The sequence below is a fragment of the Bradyrhizobium sp. NAS80.1 genome, assembly GCF_001908205.1.
GTDB lineage: Bacteria > Pseudomonadota > Alphaproteobacteria > Rhizobiales > Xanthobacteraceae > Bradyrhizobium.
In genome coordinates, this window is record NZ_LGHL01000026.1 from 1 (window position 1) to 14,503 (window position 14,503).

Below are 14,503 nucleotides of genomic sequence, written 5' to 3' on the forward strand. Positions count from 1 at the left end.
ATCTGCAGATCTTTCGATGGTCCAATGCGATCGGGCGATGCCGTAGCTCGCGCGCAGGTCGACGCACTGAACATTCCGAATTTCCAATTACAGCAATACACGTGCAACTTCGGACTATCTCACCTATAGGTTTAGCATGCGCATCACGCGGTTGCGCCGCCCGATTGGTGCAATCGTTTCCTGTGGTGAACAGTTTGTTTCCAGATATTTCTGTCGACGTCCTTCCAAGGGAACCGCGTTTGCGTTCCCGACGGCCAATGAACGGGAGCCGTACGCACAGACGTCGACGATCTGCCGCGGCTGCACGCGTCTCAATGTGCATTTGAGAAGATCAAAACAAATAGCGACGTAAATTCGCTTCTTGGCCGGCTGCTCTGGCTTCCTACGGCGCTCGTCCAAGGGGACTAACGTCCGCCTGGGGTGGCCGGCGATGATCACCGAACCAGCCGGCTTCCGCTTTACTCCCCGGAAGCCGCCATTACGAGTAGCGTGAACTACCCGATCGTCTGCAACGCCGGGAACGTCTCCAGCAGCCAGATGCTCACATTCGAGACCGCGCCGGTGAGGAAGCCGATGCCGGTGACCACCATCAGGACGCCCATGGCGCGCTCGACATTGACGAGGTGGCCCTTCATGCGCGCGAACAGTTTTGAGAACTGCTCGATCATCAGGGCTGCGATCAGGAAGGGAATGCCGAGGCCCGCGGAGTAGACCGCAAGCAGGCCCGCGCCCTTGGTCACCGTCGCTTCGGCCGCGGCGATCGAGAGGATCGCGGCGAGGATCGGGCCGATGCAGGGGGTCCAGCCGAAGGCGAAGGCGAGCCCCATCACATAGGCGCCCCAGAGGCCGACGGGCTTGGGAATCGGCAGCCGGCCTTCGCGCATCAAAAGGCCGATCCGGGTCAGTCCCAGGAAGTGCAGGCCCATGATGATGATGACAATGCCGGCGAGGATCGAGAGCTCGGCCGACCACGCGCGGATCAGCCCGCCGACAAGCGAGGCGCTGGCGCCGAGCGCCACGAACACCGTGGAGAAGCCGAGCACGAACAGCAGCGCCGACATCATGACCGCACGTTTGGAGGCCGCGGCCGGCTCCTCGCTCTCGACATGCTCGATCGTCGCGCCCGTCAGATAGATCAGGTAGGGCGGAACCAGGGGGAGGACGCAGGGGGAGAGGAAGCTGACGAGGCCGGCAATCAGCGCCGCCGGGATCGAAACATTTTGCATGATGCAGTCGAAGCCATCTCGGGCGCCGGTAGGCGCGCGGGGATTGCGCGCGGCCCGGAGCCGAACCGGCTCTGGTGTACCCGATGCCTGAGAATGCGCAACAGAGGCGCACAAAACCAAGGCTCCTCCCGATGCCGTCTGCGATCACAGATGCGGCATCGGGACGCGCACAAATCTCGCCAAAAAGCGAGGCTCGGCGGCGCGGCTACTTCACCACGCGGAGCAGCGGACGCCGGGGCTGGTCCTGCGTCTGCTTGGAGGGGGACTGCGGTTCGCTCACAGCGCGCCGCAGCATTTCGTCGCACAATGCCTTGAGATCGGCATCGTCAATCCCTTTGAGTTTCATCCGCACGTCGAGGATGACGATGGACAGCAGTTCGGCCGACTCACGGTTGTTGATCTCGTTGAGGACCTTGCGGCACCCCTCGAGCGTCTCAAGCACCGACTGCAATTGTTCGTCTGAATGCGACACCGGCGTTCTTTCCGTTAATTCGGCCTGTGAGACGTATTTGTGGTGATCCCCTCGGCCCCCATGGAGGGCTCAGGATAGCACGAGGCCATTGCGCCTCTGAACATCATTTCAGCGAATTTCTGCGTTGAAATCAGGGTTCCGGCGACAGCACGGCATCGGCTCCGTTCGAAACGGACGGGGTGAGAACGCGTGGCGCGCTGAGATTGATCCGCCCCAAAACGCAGCGCTCGCTCAAGCGCAAGGGCATCGACTGCGGACAGCGCCGACAATCCCGCAGCCATTTTCCGGCTCGCAACGGAACCCACGCGACACCCCTCACCCGGGCGATGGTCTACCCGATTCCCGACTCTGGCGGCATTTAGATACCACCAACGAGACAGCAAGGATCGCGTTCAAAACTCACCGATCCCCAACCCGCCGTGGTTGTGGTTTGCGCCAGATTCTGCCAGTTTAGCGACCCGAAGGGACTTGTATGCACTCCTTGGCGGAAAGGGGCGTTCCACTGGAGGAACGCTCAAAGACAAATATCAGCGGCCTCTCCGATTGGGATGCGGCCCGCATCTTTTTGGAAGTCGTCCGCTGCGGCAGTTTCCGCTCGGCGGCCGAACGCCTGTCCCTGTCGATCAACGCTGTCCGCCGCCGGATCGATGATTTCGAGCGCCAGACCGGCACCACACTGTTCACCCGCGACGTCCACGGCACGCATTTGACCGACGAGGGCGCGCTGGTGGTCTCCGCCGTCGAGCAGATGGAGGCCGCTGCCTTCGACGTTCTGCGCACCAGCGATTCCACGGCCAACGCCCTGTCGGGTGAGGTCCGCGTCGCCGTGACCGAGGGTCTCGGGACGTTCTGGCTCGCCCCGCGCCTGGTCGAATTCCAGCATGCCTATCCAAAGATCCTGGTCGACCTGCATTGCGCGATGCGCTCGGCCGACGTCTCCCGACACGAGGCCGACGTCGCCATCCACCTGTCGCGGCCCTCGGCGCTCGACGTCAAGCTCGTGCGGCTCGGCCGCATGCATCTGATGTTCTGGGCTTCGAAGCAATATGTCGAGAAACATGGCGCGCCGCGGTCCGCGGCCGAATTGATCAAGCACCGCCTCGTGCTGCAATTCGCCGACCAGATCGCCGCCAAGGAAACCTTTGAGAGCTTTTTCCCGGGCGTTCCGGAACGTGACCTTCTGGTCATGAAGACCAACGTCTCAAGCGCCAATTACTGGGCTGTCGCGAACGGCGCCGGGATAGGCGTCTTCCCGAGCTACGCGATTGCGCTTGGCGGGAAGCTAATTCCACTGGAGGTCGAGTTGAACCGACCGCTGGATATCTGGTTGTCCTACCATCCCGGTAGCGGCCGGATTCCACGCGTGCGGCACATGATTGACTGGCTCATCGACGCTTTCAATCCGGCTCGCTTCCCGTGGTTTAAGGAAGAGTTCGTGCATCCGCATGAATTCAAGGACTCGTATATGGGCGAACCCCTGACCCAGCTCTTCGGGGGATTTTCAACCGAAGAACAACGGTGAGAAGTATGAAAGCAGCGGCGAAGAGAATGAAGCAGCGCAGTGCCGGCAAGCCCGACATTGAGCTTGGCAAACGCATCCGTTTGCGGCGTGTCGAGATGAAGATCTCGCAGGCCGAGCTGGGCGAGAAGCTCGGCGTCAGCTTCCAGCAGGTCCAGAAATACGAGAAGGGCGTCAATCGCGTCGGCGCGGCTCGGCTTCAGCAGATCGCCTCCGCCCTCGATGTGCCCGTAACCTTCTTCTATGACGGCGACAACAAGGCGCGCGAAGTCGAGAGCCTGCTCTTTCTCGACTCAGCCTTCAGTCTCCGCCTGCTGCGCGCCTACAGCAAGATCAAGGATCAGACGGTGCAGCGTCAGCTCGTCTCGCTGATGGAATCGATCGCAGCGAACGAAGGCTGAGCCGATCGGCGCTCTGGCCTGTGCGGCCGACGTTCAGTCCACCGCGTCACGGGGGCGCGGCCGGATTGAACGAGAGCTACTGGATCAGATCTGGGCCCGCGCGCTTTCCGCGCGTGTCCTTCGGTTGTTGGGGCGGCTTGGCCGCCCTTTTTTTGGCCATTTGCCCGCGATTTTCGCGAACCCATCCGGCCCTTGTCGCGACCCAATCGAAAGCCTCCGCGCCGGACGCGCGGAGTTTTTGATTCGCCGTGCTTAATGGGACCTCAACCCTGATGTCTTAAATTCCCGCCGATTTGACCGATCGGCGTATCCGGCACGGCGGCCGGGAATTGCCAATGCGGGCGCCCGTCCGGGCCTCGTCCTCATGGGAAAACGGGTCACATGTCCAGGCGTCACGCGATGATCGTTGCCATTGGCCTGTTCGCCAGCGCCTCTGCGCTCGCGCAGAGCGAGACCACGGGCCAGGCCGGCCCCAAGCCGGCGACCGCTGCCGGTACAGTGCCGGCCGCCGCCAATCCGGCACACGCGGCTGCGCCGAAAGCTGCCACGTCGTCGCCGACTTCGACGGCGGAGAGCCGCTCGGCCGCGGCGCTCGCGATGACGCACGAGCCGACCTTTGACGAGGGCTCGGCCCAGCGCATCAAGGACGCCGCGCTCAGCTATTCGGACCTTGCGGTACGCGGCGGTTGGCCGACGATCCCCGCGGATGCCAAATTTGCGCTCGGCGTCCAGGGTGCCAATGACGATCTGCTGCGCAAACGGCTGATCGTCTCCGGCGATCTCGCCGCCGACAAGGCGAGCGGCGCCTTCGACCAGGATCTCGCGGACGCGGTGAAGCGCTTCCAGGCCCGCCACGGGCTGGCGCCGACCGGAATGATGACGCCGCGCACGCTCGCCGCGATGAACGTGCCGGTGCAGAAGCGTATCCGGCAACTGGAGGCTTCGCTGGAGCGGCTCGAGAATATGAATTTCGGCTTTGGCCAGCGCTATGTCGTGGTCAACATTCCCGCTGCCTTTGCCGAAGCGGTCGAGAACGACGTGGTGGTGCGGCGCTATCGCGTCATCGTCGGCAAGACCGAAAAGCCCTCCCCGACGCTGACGGCCCAGATCACCGGCGTCGTGCTCAATCCGACCTGGACGGTGCCGTCCTCGATCGCCAAGACCGAGATCTCCGCGCATATGCGCAAGGACCCGACCTACCTGTCGCGCATGCACATGGAGGTGCTCGACGCCCACGACAATCCGGTCGATCCGCATGCGGTCGACTGGTCGGGCATGCACACGCCGAACTTCACCGTGCGCCAGCAGAACGGCACCTTCAACGCGCTCGGCGCGGTGAAGATCGACATGCCGAACTCCTACTCGGTCTACATGCACGACACCAACCAGCGCAATCTGTTCAGCGACGACTACCGCTTCGATTCCCACGCCTGCTCGCGCGTCGACAACGTGCGCGATCTCGCGGCGTGGCTGTTGAAGGATCAGCCGAAGTGGAGTCGCGCCGCGATCGACGCGGAAATCGCCACCGGCCAGCACCTCGAAGTCGCCATGGCGAAGAAGGTGCCGGTGGCCTGGATCTATCTCACGGCGTGGATGACCAAAGACCAGACCGTCCAGTTCCGCAACGACGTCTATAACCAGGACGAGCAGTTGCTCGAGGCGACCGCCGAAGAGGCGGCGTTCTTCGGCAACGCCGCCAACCATCCGCTGACCGCCCACATGACCCGTTAAGGGGCCGCCATGCAATCACGGCACAGGCGGACGCAAAGCCCCTCGCCTCGCCGCGGTTGACCCCGGCCTCGCCCCCGCCGCACATTGCGCGCTCGCCAACGACAAACGAGCGCGCGATGCCCGACTTCTCCAGCACCACCGAAATCTCATATGCCGAGGGCAAGATCCTCAAGCACGCCGCCGACGGAGTCGGCGTGATCACCTTCAACAATCCCGACAAGCGCAACGCGATGTCGCTGGAGATGTGGGAGGGATTTGGCGAGGCGCTGACGAGCCTGCGCGACGACGAGAAGGTGCGCGTCGTGATCCTGCGCGGCGCCGGCGGCAAGGCGTTCGTCTCGGGCGCCGACATCAGCCAGTTCGAGAAGGTCAGGCACAATGCAGCCGCTTCCGAGGAATATGCCAGGCGCAGCGCTGCCCAACGCGCGCTGCTTGCCGACTACCCAAAGCCGACCATCGCCTGCATCCAGGGCTTTTGTCTCGGCGGCGGCATGCAGGTCGCGATGCTCGCCGATATCCGCATCGCCTCGCATGGCAGTACGTTTGGAATCCCAGCGGCGAAGCTCGGCATCGCCTATGGCTATGACGGCTTGCGGCATCTGGTGTCGTTGGTCGGACCGTCCTGGGCGCGGCTTCTGATGTACACGGGCATGCGCATCGATTCCGCCGAGGCGCTGCGCATTGGGCTGGTCGAGCGCGTGATCCCGGACGATCAGCTCTGGGGCGAGACCATGGCGATTGCCGAGACGATCTCGCAGAATGCCCCGCTGGCGATCAAGGCCGCCAAGATCACCATCGCGCAGGTGTTGAAGGACGAAAGCAAGCGCGACATGGAGGCGATCAAGGCGATCGGCCACGCCTGCATGGACAGTGCGGATTTCCGCGAGGGCCGGCAGGCCTTCATGGAGAAGCGCAAGCCGCAGTTCCAGGGTAAGTAATTCCGTCGTCATTGCGGTGGCTCGCAATGACGACGTGGAGAGATCTCTCCCTGCGTGAACAGGCATTCAGGAAGATTAAATTCCTCAGTCGCCTGCACTGCGATAGCAACCAAATTGATCTGCCGCAGGTTCTCCCGTCATCAAAGAGGGAGATCGCGATGAAACTCAAGTTTGCTGTTCTTGGTCTGGCTGCCTTGGGCAGTGCGGCGCTCGCTTCTGGCCAGGCGCTCGCGGCGATGCCGAATGGCATTCCGCAGGCCGATCGCGTCGCAAGCGGCCCGGCCGCAAACATCGATCAGGTCCGCATGGTCTGTAATGCGTGGGGCCGTTGCTGGTGGCGTCCGAGCTATTACAGCGCCTATGGCTATTACGGCGGCCCGCGTCGCGTCTATGGCCCGCGTCCATGGGGCTGGGGCCATCGTCACTGGCGTCGCTGGTGAAGGACGAAGGGGCCGCGAGGCCCCTTTTACTCCTGGCGTTTGACTAAAGCGCCGCAAGCACCGCTTTCGCGATGTCGGCCGTGCCGTTGCTGCCGCCGAATTCCATCGGCTTGATGCCGCCGGCATAGGCTTGATCCACCGCGCGCTCGATCGTCTCGCCGGCCTCGGCCGCGCTCTCGACGCCGTGCTTGTCGGCCAGCCAGTCCAGCATCATCGCCGCCGACAGGATCATGCCGGTGGGATTGGCCTTGCCCTGTCCCATGATGTCGGGCGCTGTGCCGTGGCAGGGCTGGAACACCGCATACTTGTCGCCGATGTCGGCCGACGGCGCCATCCCCATGCCGCCGATCAGGCCGGCGGTAAGGTCGGAGAGGATGTCGCCGAACATATTCTCCATCACCATGACGTCGAAATCCCAGGGACGCTTGACCAGCATCGCCGAGCAGGCATCGACATACAGGCGATCGGCCTTCACGCCGGGGTGGCGCTTGGCCGCCTCGTCGAACATCTCGCGGAAGAAGGCGAAAGCCTTGAACACGTTCGCCTTGTCAACACAGGTGAGCGCGCCCGGCTTGCCCCGCGACTTGCGCCGCTCGGCAAGACGGAAGGAGAATTCGAACAGCCGCTCGGAGGTCTTGCGCGTGATGACCAGCGTCTCGCGCGCATCCTCATGCGTGACGATGCCCTTGCCCATCGAGGCGAACAGGCCTTCGGTCGACTCGCGGATCACGACAAGGTCGATGCCGCGCGCGTCGGCGCCGACGATCGGGCTGGGCACGCCCGGGATGAGGCGCGCCGGCCGCACGCCGGCATAGAGATCGAAGTGAAAGCGAAGCTCGACCTGCGGCATGATTTCGGTGTTGTCGGGATAACGCACCGACGGCAGACCGCAGGCGCCCAGCAGAATGGCGTCGGCCTCCTCGCACAATTTGATCGTCGAATCCGGCATCGACTTGCCCGTGGCGAGATAATTGTTGGCACCGGCGGGCGCCTCGGTGAAGCGGAAGCTCAAGCCGGATTTCTGTTCGATCTTGCGCAGCACCTCGATCGCAGGCGCCATGACCTCGGGACCGATGCCGTCGCCGGCGAGCACGGCAATGTGGAAGGCGTTGTTTGCAGACATGGGGGGTTCCTACTCTCTCCACCGTCATGCCCGGGCTTGACCCGGGCATCCACGTCTCTGCCATTTCCGTGCCCACGTAGATGGCCGGGACAAGCCCGGCCATGACAAGAAACAAACGGCAGACGTTACGGCGTCAACACCGTCCGCCCGACCACCGCACCCTGCTGCAATTGCACGAGCGCATCGTTGGCCTTGGCGAGCGGCTGACGTGTCACCGGGATCGGCGGCACGTTCTTGGCGCGGACGAGATCGAGCAGCTCCTGCGTCTCGCGCAGGTTTCCGACATAGCTGCCCTGGATCGTCACCGCCTTGATCGGGATCAGCGGCAGGGCCCAGGTCGCGCCGCCGCCGAACAGGCCGACGATGACGAGCTTGCCGCCCTTGGTCAGGCAGTCGAAGCCGAGCTGTGTCGTCGCCGCGTTGCCGACGAGATCAATCACGGCGCGGATCGGTCCGCCCGCTTTCTTGGCGAGCTGCTCAAGTGCATCCGGCGCCTTGGGATCGACGGTCGCGAGCGCGCCGGCCTTCTCCGCGGCCTCGCGCTTCTTGGCGTCGATATCGACCATGATCGCGCCCTTGCCGCCCATCGCCTTGAGCAGCGACAGCGCCATCAGGCCGAGGCCGCCGGCGCCGAACATCACGATCGGCGTGTCGAAATGCTGCTCGACCTTCTTCAGCGCGCTGTAGGTGGTGACACCCGAGCAGGCGTAGGGCGCGGTCGTCGCCGGATCGAGGCCCTTGAGGTTGAGCAGGTAGCGCGGATGCGGCACCAGCATGTGATCGGAATAACCGCCGTCGCAATAGACGCCGAGCGAGCGCGGTGTCAGGCACATGTTCTCGTCACCGGCGAGGCACGTGGCGCACTTGCCGCAGCCAATCCAGGGATAGACGAGGCCGACGTCGCCGAGCTTGAGATCACCTTGGTCGGTCGGCTTCACATCGGGACCGAACGCGAGGACTTCACCCACCGTCTCGTGGCCCATGGTCAGCGGCAGATTGATGCCGCGATCCTTCAGCGACAACGGCTTGCGGCCGTGGCCGAGATCGTAGCCGCCTTCCCAGATGTGGAGGTCGCTGTGGCAGACGCCGGCCGCCTTCACCTTGATCAGCACCTGCGTGCCCGACGGCTGCGGCGTGGTCTCGTCGAACTCCTTCAGCGGCGCCTTGAAATCAGTGACCTTGAAACTCTTCATGGCGTCCTCCCGCATGCTTGTCATTGTCGCGCCACCATGCCACGGCCGGCGAGGCGAGACAAACCCGGGAGCTGTCTTAGTTCAGGCCAGCGGATGGTGGCAAGCCGCGAACTGGCCGGGTGCGACCTCGCGCAACTCCGGTATCTCCGCGCTGCATCGCTGGTCCGCCCGTGGGCAGCGGGTGCGGAAACGGCAACCTGACGGCGGCGCAATCGGCGATGGCGGCTCGCCGGTCGCCACACTCTCGGCAGGACGCATATCCGGATCGGGCACCGGGATCGCCTGCAACAGCAGCGCGGTATAGGGATGCGCGGGTTTCGCGAACAATTGCTCCGATGGCCCGACCTCGCAGAGCCGGCCGAGATACATCACTGCGACGCGGTCGCTGACCGCCTTCACCACCGCAAGATCATGCGCGATGAACAGCAGCGTCAAGCCGAAACGCGCCTTCATCTCCTCCAGCAGGTTGAGGATTTGCGCGCGGATGGAGACGTCGAGCGCCGAGACCGGCTCGTCGCAGACGATGAATTCGGGATTGAGGACGAGCGACCGCGCGATGCAGATGCGCTGGCACTGGCCGCCGGAGAACTCATGCGGCAGGCGGCCCGACACGAGTTCTGGATCGAGCCCGACCGCGCCGAGCACCTCGTGAACGCGCCGCTTGCGCTCGGCGGCATCCTTGACGCCGGCAATGATGAGCGGCTCGGCAACGATGTCGCCGATGCGCCGGCGCGGATTGAGGGAGGCAATCGGGTCCTGGAAGATCAGCTGCACGCGGCGGCGCATCTTGCGCAGCGCCTCGCCTTCCATCGCGGTGAGATCCTCGCCGTCGAACAGCACGCGGCCGGACTTGGCGCGGCGCAATTGCAGCACCGCGCGCCCCAGCGTCGACTTGCCGCAGCCGGATTCGCCGACCAGCCCCAGCGTCTCGCCGCGCGCGACCTCGAGGCTGACGCCGGAGACGGCGTGAACCGTCTTGTTGCCGAGACCATATTCGACGACGAGATTGTCGACGTTCAGGAGCGGCGTGCCGGATGCGGTGCGGGCGGCGATCTGCATCATGCGTCGGTCCTCTCCGACATCTGGATCGGATGGAAGCAGGCATAGAGATGCCCCGGCATCTCGGCGCTCTTCAATTCGGGCTTCGCCTCATGACAACGCCCCGCGGCGTAGCGGCAGCGCGGCGCGAAGGAGCAGCCTTTCAGTGGCCGCGTCGGATCGGGCGGACGGCCGGAGATTGCCGGCAGCGGCGTGTGCGGGGCGGTCTCCAGCTTCGGGATCGCCGCCAGCAGTGCCTCCGTGTAGGGCATGTGCATGCGCTTGAACAGCGCCGGCGTCGGCGCGCGCTCGACCACCCTGCCCGCATACATCACCGCGAGCTCGTCGGCACGGCCGGCGACGACGCCGAGATCGTGCGTGATGATGATCATCGCCATGTGGCGGCGGCGCTGCTCGCGTGCGAGCAGGTCAAGGATCTGCGCCTGGATGGTCACGTCGAGCGCCGTGGTGGGCTCGTCCGCGATCAGCAGCTTCGGCTCGCACGACAGAGCAATCGCGATCGCGATGCGCTGACGCATGCCGCCGGAACATTGGTGCGGATACTGCGCGAGACGTTGCTCCGGCGCCGGAATGCCGACCGCCGCGAGCAGCTCGATGCTGCGCGCCTTCGCCGCGGACGCATCGAGCTCGAGATGCTCCTGGATCGTCTCCATCAACTGTGTGCCGATGGTGAGTACCGGGTTGAGCGAGGTCATCGGATCTTGGAACACGACCGCGAGGTCGCGCCCGCGCAGGCGCCGCAACCGCTCCGCATCGAGCCGCACCAGATCCTGGCCGTCGAACATCACGCGTCCCGTGAGCTTTGCCTTCTTCGGCAGAAGCTGAAGCACCGCCCGCGACAGCATGGTCTTGCCGCAGCCGGATTCGCCGACGATGCCGAGCGTCCGGCCCGCGTCCAGCGACAGGTCGACGTGATCCACGGCGCGTAAGTTGCCGCGCGGGGTCGGCAGCTCGACCGCGACGTCCTCGATGGTCAGAAGCGGCGCGCTCACAGTGCCCCCTGACGCGGGTCGGTGAGCGCCCGCATGGTGTCGCCGACCAGGTTGAAGGCCAGCACGGTCAGGAACAGCGCGGCCGCCGGCAGGAAGGCCAGGCGCGGCGCGACGTCCAGGCTGTCGCGCCCCTCGCCGATCATGCTGCCCCAGCTCGCCATCGGCGGCGGCACGCCGAGACCGAGGAAGGACAGCGCGCCCTCGACCACGATGGTGACGGCAACACCGAGCAGGAAGAAGGCCAGCAGCGGCAGGACCACATTCGGCAGCAGCTCGCGCAGCAGGATGCGCGCATGGCTGGCTCCGAGCGCTTCGGCTGCGATCACAAACTCGCGCCGGGCCAGCGTCAACGTCGCCGCACGCGCCACGCGCATGAAGGCGGGAATGCCGAGCACGCCGAGGATCAAGGTGAGATTGGGAATGGACTGGCCGAGATAGGCGGTCACGGCGAGCGCGAAGATCAGCGGCGGAAAGGCCAGCAGCACATCCATGCTGCCGACCACCAGCGTCTCGAACCGGCCGCGGAAATAGCCGGCGAGCAGACCAAGCGCGCCGCCGATGCCGAGACCGATCATCGGTGCGATCAGCCCCACCGTCAGCGAAACGCGCGCGCCGAAAATCAGGCGGGCGAGCTCGTCGCGGCCGAGCCCGTCGGTTCCGAGCCAGTGCTCCCCAGAGAACGCAGCGCGGCGCTCCAGCATGTCCATGTCGGTCGGGTTCTGCAGCGGCAGCACCGGCGCGAGGATCGCGAGCGCAAGGACGACCGCGAGCCAGGCGCTCGCGCACCAGAACAACAGGCCCAGCTTGCGCTTGCGGCGGACCGGCGCAGACGCCGCCTCGTCCTGAACTGAGAGCTCAAGCGTGGCCATGGCGGATCCTGGGGTCGAGCACGGCGTAGAGCATGTCGACGATGAAATTCACGATGACGAAGCCGCAGGCGACCAGCAACACCACGCCCTGGAGGATGACGAGGTCGCGGGTGTAGATCGCTCCCACCAGCAGCCGGCCGATGCCGGGTAGCGCGAAGATCGATTCCACGATCAGCGTGCCGCCGAGCAGGCGGCCGATATTGATGCCTGTTACCGTCACCAGGGTCAGCGACGAGGGTTTGAGCGCATGCACGAACAGGATGCGCGAAGGCTTGAGGCCCTTGGCCTTGGCGAGCGCGATATAGTCCTCCTGCAAAGTCGCGATCATGTCGGAGCGCAGCACCCGCATGATCCCAGGCCATTCCGCCAGCGCCAGCGTCAGCGCCGGCAGCACGAAGAAGCGCAAGTTGCCGAGCGGCTCTTCGGTGAACGGCACATAGCCGGTCGCGGGCAGCCAGTGCAGCTCGACCGCGAACAGGTAGATCAGGAGGATCGCGGTCAGGAAGGACGGCATCGACAGCATGCCGAAAGCGCTGCCGGTCATGAAGCGGTCGAAGGCGCCACCGGCGCGCGCGGCGCAGGCGATCGCCAGCGGCACGCCGATCAGGAGCCCGATGAACTCGGCGAGCAGCATCAGTTCGATCGAGACCGGAATGCGCTCGGCGACCGCCTGCAGCACCGTCTGCCCGGTGCGGAACGAGCGGCCGAGATCACCCTGCAGGACGTGGCCGAGCCAGCTCAGGTAGCGCCACCACAGTGGCTGGTCGAGCCCCATGTCACGACGCAGCGCCGCGAGATTCTCGGGCGTCGCCTGATCGCCGAGGATGACATAGGCGAGATCGCCCGGCAGCAGCGAAGCGATCAGGAAGGTCAGCAGCGAGACAGCGAGCAGGACCGGAACAACGTACAGGAAGCGGCGCGCAACGAAGGCGACCATGCGCAGGTTATTCCTTCCAGACGCGGGACACGTCGATCATCCCGCTATACATCTTGGGCAGCCCTTTGATGTTCGCGCTCGATACCGCGAAATACGTGTTCTGGAAGGTCCAGAACCAGATCGCTTCCTTGTTGATCACGCGCGTGGCCGCACAATAATCCTCAATGCGCTTGTCGACCTCGGCGGTCACACGCGCGTGCTCGAGGAGCTTGTCCAGCTCCGGGTTCGAGTAATTTGCCAGCGCGACCGGGCTGCCGGTGTGGAAGTTGGCGAACATCTGCGGATCGGGATCGGCGAGGTCGACGATGCGCCATGGGATAAGCTGGAATTGCCGCATGAAGGCACGCGGCGGAATGGTCGCCTGATCGACCTGATCGAGCTCCATGCTGGCACCGACATTCTTCCAGAATTGCTGCAACACCTGGCCAATGATACGGCCGCGCGGCGTGGCCGTGACCACCATCTTGAACTCGACCGGCTTGCCATAGTCCTTGATCAGGGCCTTGGCCTTTGCAACGTCGAGCGGCAACGCGCCGTCATCCTTGCACTTGACCCACGAGCCGTCGCCGTACGGGTTTGTCGCAGGCTTGGCGAGCCCGTTGGTGATCGCCTGTGACATCTTCTTGCGGTCGATCGCCATCACCAGCGCCTGCCGCACCCGGACGTCGTCGAACGGCGGCGTCTTCGTATTGAAGGCGTAGACCTGAGCGCCCGAGCCCGTGTAGCTGTGCACGGTCAGCTTCGGATCCTTCTGAGCCTTCTGAATGTTGTCGGGATCGTATTCGTCGTCCCAGATGAGATCGGCTTCGCCCGACTGCAGGCTTGCGAAGCGCGACTGCGCGTCGGGCAGCGGCTTCAGGATGATGCGATCGAGATAGATCTTGTCCTTGTCCCAATAATCAGGGTTCTTCTCCAGGATCATGCGATCGCCGGCGGTCCATGACTTGAGAATATAGGGCCCGGTGCCGACGGGGTTCCGGTTGTAGTCGTCGCCTTTGGTCTTCCAGGCGGTCGGCGAATGCACTGCGGCGTTCTGGTTGGGATAGGACACCAGCGTCGGATAATTCACAGAGGGATCGTTGAGATTGTAGACGACCGTCAGCTCGTCGGGCGCCTGAACGTTATTGACGGCAGCGATGTAGAATGCGCACCGGCACTTGTTGCCGGGATCCTTCTGCCGGTCGAAATTGGCCTTGTACGCCTCGGCGTTGAACGGCGTCCCATCGTGGAACTTGACGCCGGGGCGCAGTTTGAACGTCCAGGTCTTGAAGTCGTCCGAATGCGTCCAGGACATTGCAAGCTTGGGCTGCGCCACACCCTTGTCGTCGAGATAGGTCAGCGTGTCGAAGATGGCGGCTGCCGGGGTGAGCGCGGCCGCGTCGTAGACGCCGACCTTGAGCGGATCGAAGCCGGGAACGTCGATCTCCAGCCCCACGGTGATGCTGCCGCCCTGCTTTTGCGCGTGCGCTGTTTGCGCGAGCGGACCGAGAGCAAATGCCGTGACAAGGAAAATAGGCGCAAGTCTGCGCGCTGCTGCTGCCGCGTTCGTCATGGTTCCTCCCGGGATCCCTCGTCCGATGTTTCGGATCGTTGAATGACTCGG

Annotated in this window: 14 protein-coding genes; 5 read left to right on the forward strand and 9 right to left on the reverse strand. The window is 64.4% G+C overall.

What is annotated here, in order from left to right; genetic code table 11:
- Window positions 1–494 precede the first annotated feature (494 nt).
- Together AC629_RS06500 and AC629_RS06505 are read right to left on the reverse strand one after the other, a co-directional pair.
- The gene (locus tag AC629_RS06500) at window positions 495–1,226 is read right to left on the reverse strand and encodes a cytochrome c biogenesis CcdA family protein (RefSeq protein WP_084803913.1); all 732 of its coding nucleotides are present in this window, start codon (window positions 1,224–1,226) and stop codon (window positions 495–497) included.
- A gap of 205 nt (window positions 1,227–1,431) precedes the next feature.
- On the reverse strand, window positions 1,432–1,698 hold the full coding sequence (locus AC629_RS06505; protein ID WP_074117576.1) for a hypothetical protein: 267 nt from the start codon (window positions 1,696–1,698) through the stop codon (window positions 1,432–1,434).
- Between the two features lie 472 nt (window positions 1,699–2,170).
- Here AC629_RS06505 and AC629_RS06510 point away from each other — a divergent pair, with 472 nt between their 5' ends.
- From AC629_RS06510 to AC629_RS06530, 5 genes are all read left to right on the forward strand, one after another.
- Window positions 2,171–3,220: a LysR family transcriptional regulator gene (locus tag AC629_RS06510; RefSeq protein WP_084803914.1), complete on the forward strand. Its 1,050-nt coding sequence runs from the start codon at window positions 2,171–2,173 to the stop codon at window positions 3,218–3,220.
- Window positions 3,221–3,246: 26 nt separating this feature from the next.
- Window positions 3,247–3,618, forward strand: a complete 372-nt coding sequence (locus tag AC629_RS06515) for a helix-turn-helix domain-containing protein (RefSeq protein WP_027558475.1) — start codon at window positions 3,247–3,249, stop codon at window positions 3,616–3,618.
- A 381-nt stretch (window positions 3,619–3,999) separates the two neighbouring features.
- Window positions 4,000–5,349 (forward strand): L,D-transpeptidase family protein, encoded by a 1,350-nt coding sequence (locus AC629_RS06520; RefSeq protein ID WP_084803915.1) that lies wholly within the window; start codon window positions 4,000–4,002, stop codon window positions 5,347–5,349.
- Window positions 5,350–5,465: 116 nt separating this feature from the next.
- Entirely contained in the window at window positions 5,466–6,287 is an 822-nt protein-coding gene (locus AC629_RS06525; RefSeq protein WP_084803916.1) for an enoyl-CoA hydratase, read from the forward strand.
- Window positions 6,288–6,445: 158 nt separating this feature from the next.
- On the forward strand, window positions 6,446–6,727 hold the full coding sequence (locus tag AC629_RS06530; RefSeq protein WP_084803917.1) for a hypothetical protein: 282 nt from the start codon (window positions 6,446–6,448) through the stop codon (window positions 6,725–6,727).
- A gap of 43 nt (window positions 6,728–6,770) precedes the next feature.
- Here the strand turns inward: AC629_RS06530 and AC629_RS06535 are convergent, their stop codons facing one another.
- The 7 genes from AC629_RS06535 to AC629_RS06565 form a co-directional block, all read right to left on the reverse strand.
- Complete coding sequence (locus tag AC629_RS06535) at window positions 6,771–7,850, reverse strand: isocitrate/isopropylmalate dehydrogenase family protein (protein ID WP_084803918.1); 1,080 nt, start codon at window positions 7,848–7,850, stop codon at window positions 6,771–6,773.
- Window positions 7,851–7,975: 125 nt separating this feature from the next.
- Entirely contained in the window at window positions 7,976–9,043 is a 1,068-nt protein-coding gene (locus AC629_RS06540) for an alcohol dehydrogenase (RefSeq protein WP_084804000.1), read from the reverse strand.
- Between the two features lie 81 nt (window positions 9,044–9,124).
- Window positions 9,125–10,105 carry an ABC transporter ATP-binding protein gene (locus tag AC629_RS06545; RefSeq protein WP_084803919.1) on the reverse strand — a complete coding sequence of 327 codons (981 nt, stop codon included), beginning with the start codon at window positions 10,103–10,105 and terminating at the stop codon, window positions 9,125–9,127.
- The gene (locus AC629_RS06550) at window positions 10,102–11,094 is read right to left on the reverse strand and encodes an ABC transporter ATP-binding protein (RefSeq protein ID WP_084803920.1); all 993 of its coding nucleotides are present in this window, start codon (window positions 11,092–11,094) and stop codon (window positions 10,102–10,104) included. The genes AC629_RS06545 and AC629_RS06550 overlap by 4 nt, the downstream gene beginning before the upstream one ends.
- The gene (locus tag AC629_RS06555; protein ID WP_084803921.1) at window positions 11,091–11,963 is read right to left on the reverse strand and encodes an ABC transporter permease; all 873 of its coding nucleotides are present in this window, start codon (window positions 11,961–11,963) and stop codon (window positions 11,091–11,093) included. The genes AC629_RS06550 and AC629_RS06555 overlap by 4 nt, the downstream gene beginning before the upstream one ends.
- Window positions 11,950–12,900, reverse strand: a complete 951-nt coding sequence (locus AC629_RS06560; protein ID WP_084803922.1) for an ABC transporter permease — start codon at window positions 12,898–12,900, stop codon at window positions 11,950–11,952. Before AC629_RS06560 ends, AC629_RS06555 begins: the two co-directional genes overlap by 14 nt.
- A 7-nt stretch (window positions 12,901–12,907) precedes the next feature.
- Window positions 12,908–14,452 carry an ABC transporter substrate-binding protein gene (locus AC629_RS06565; RefSeq protein ID WP_084803923.1) on the reverse strand — a complete coding sequence of 515 codons (1,545 nt, stop codon included), beginning with the start codon at window positions 14,450–14,452 and terminating at the stop codon, window positions 12,908–12,910.
- Window positions 14,453–14,503 lie beyond the last annotated feature (51 nt).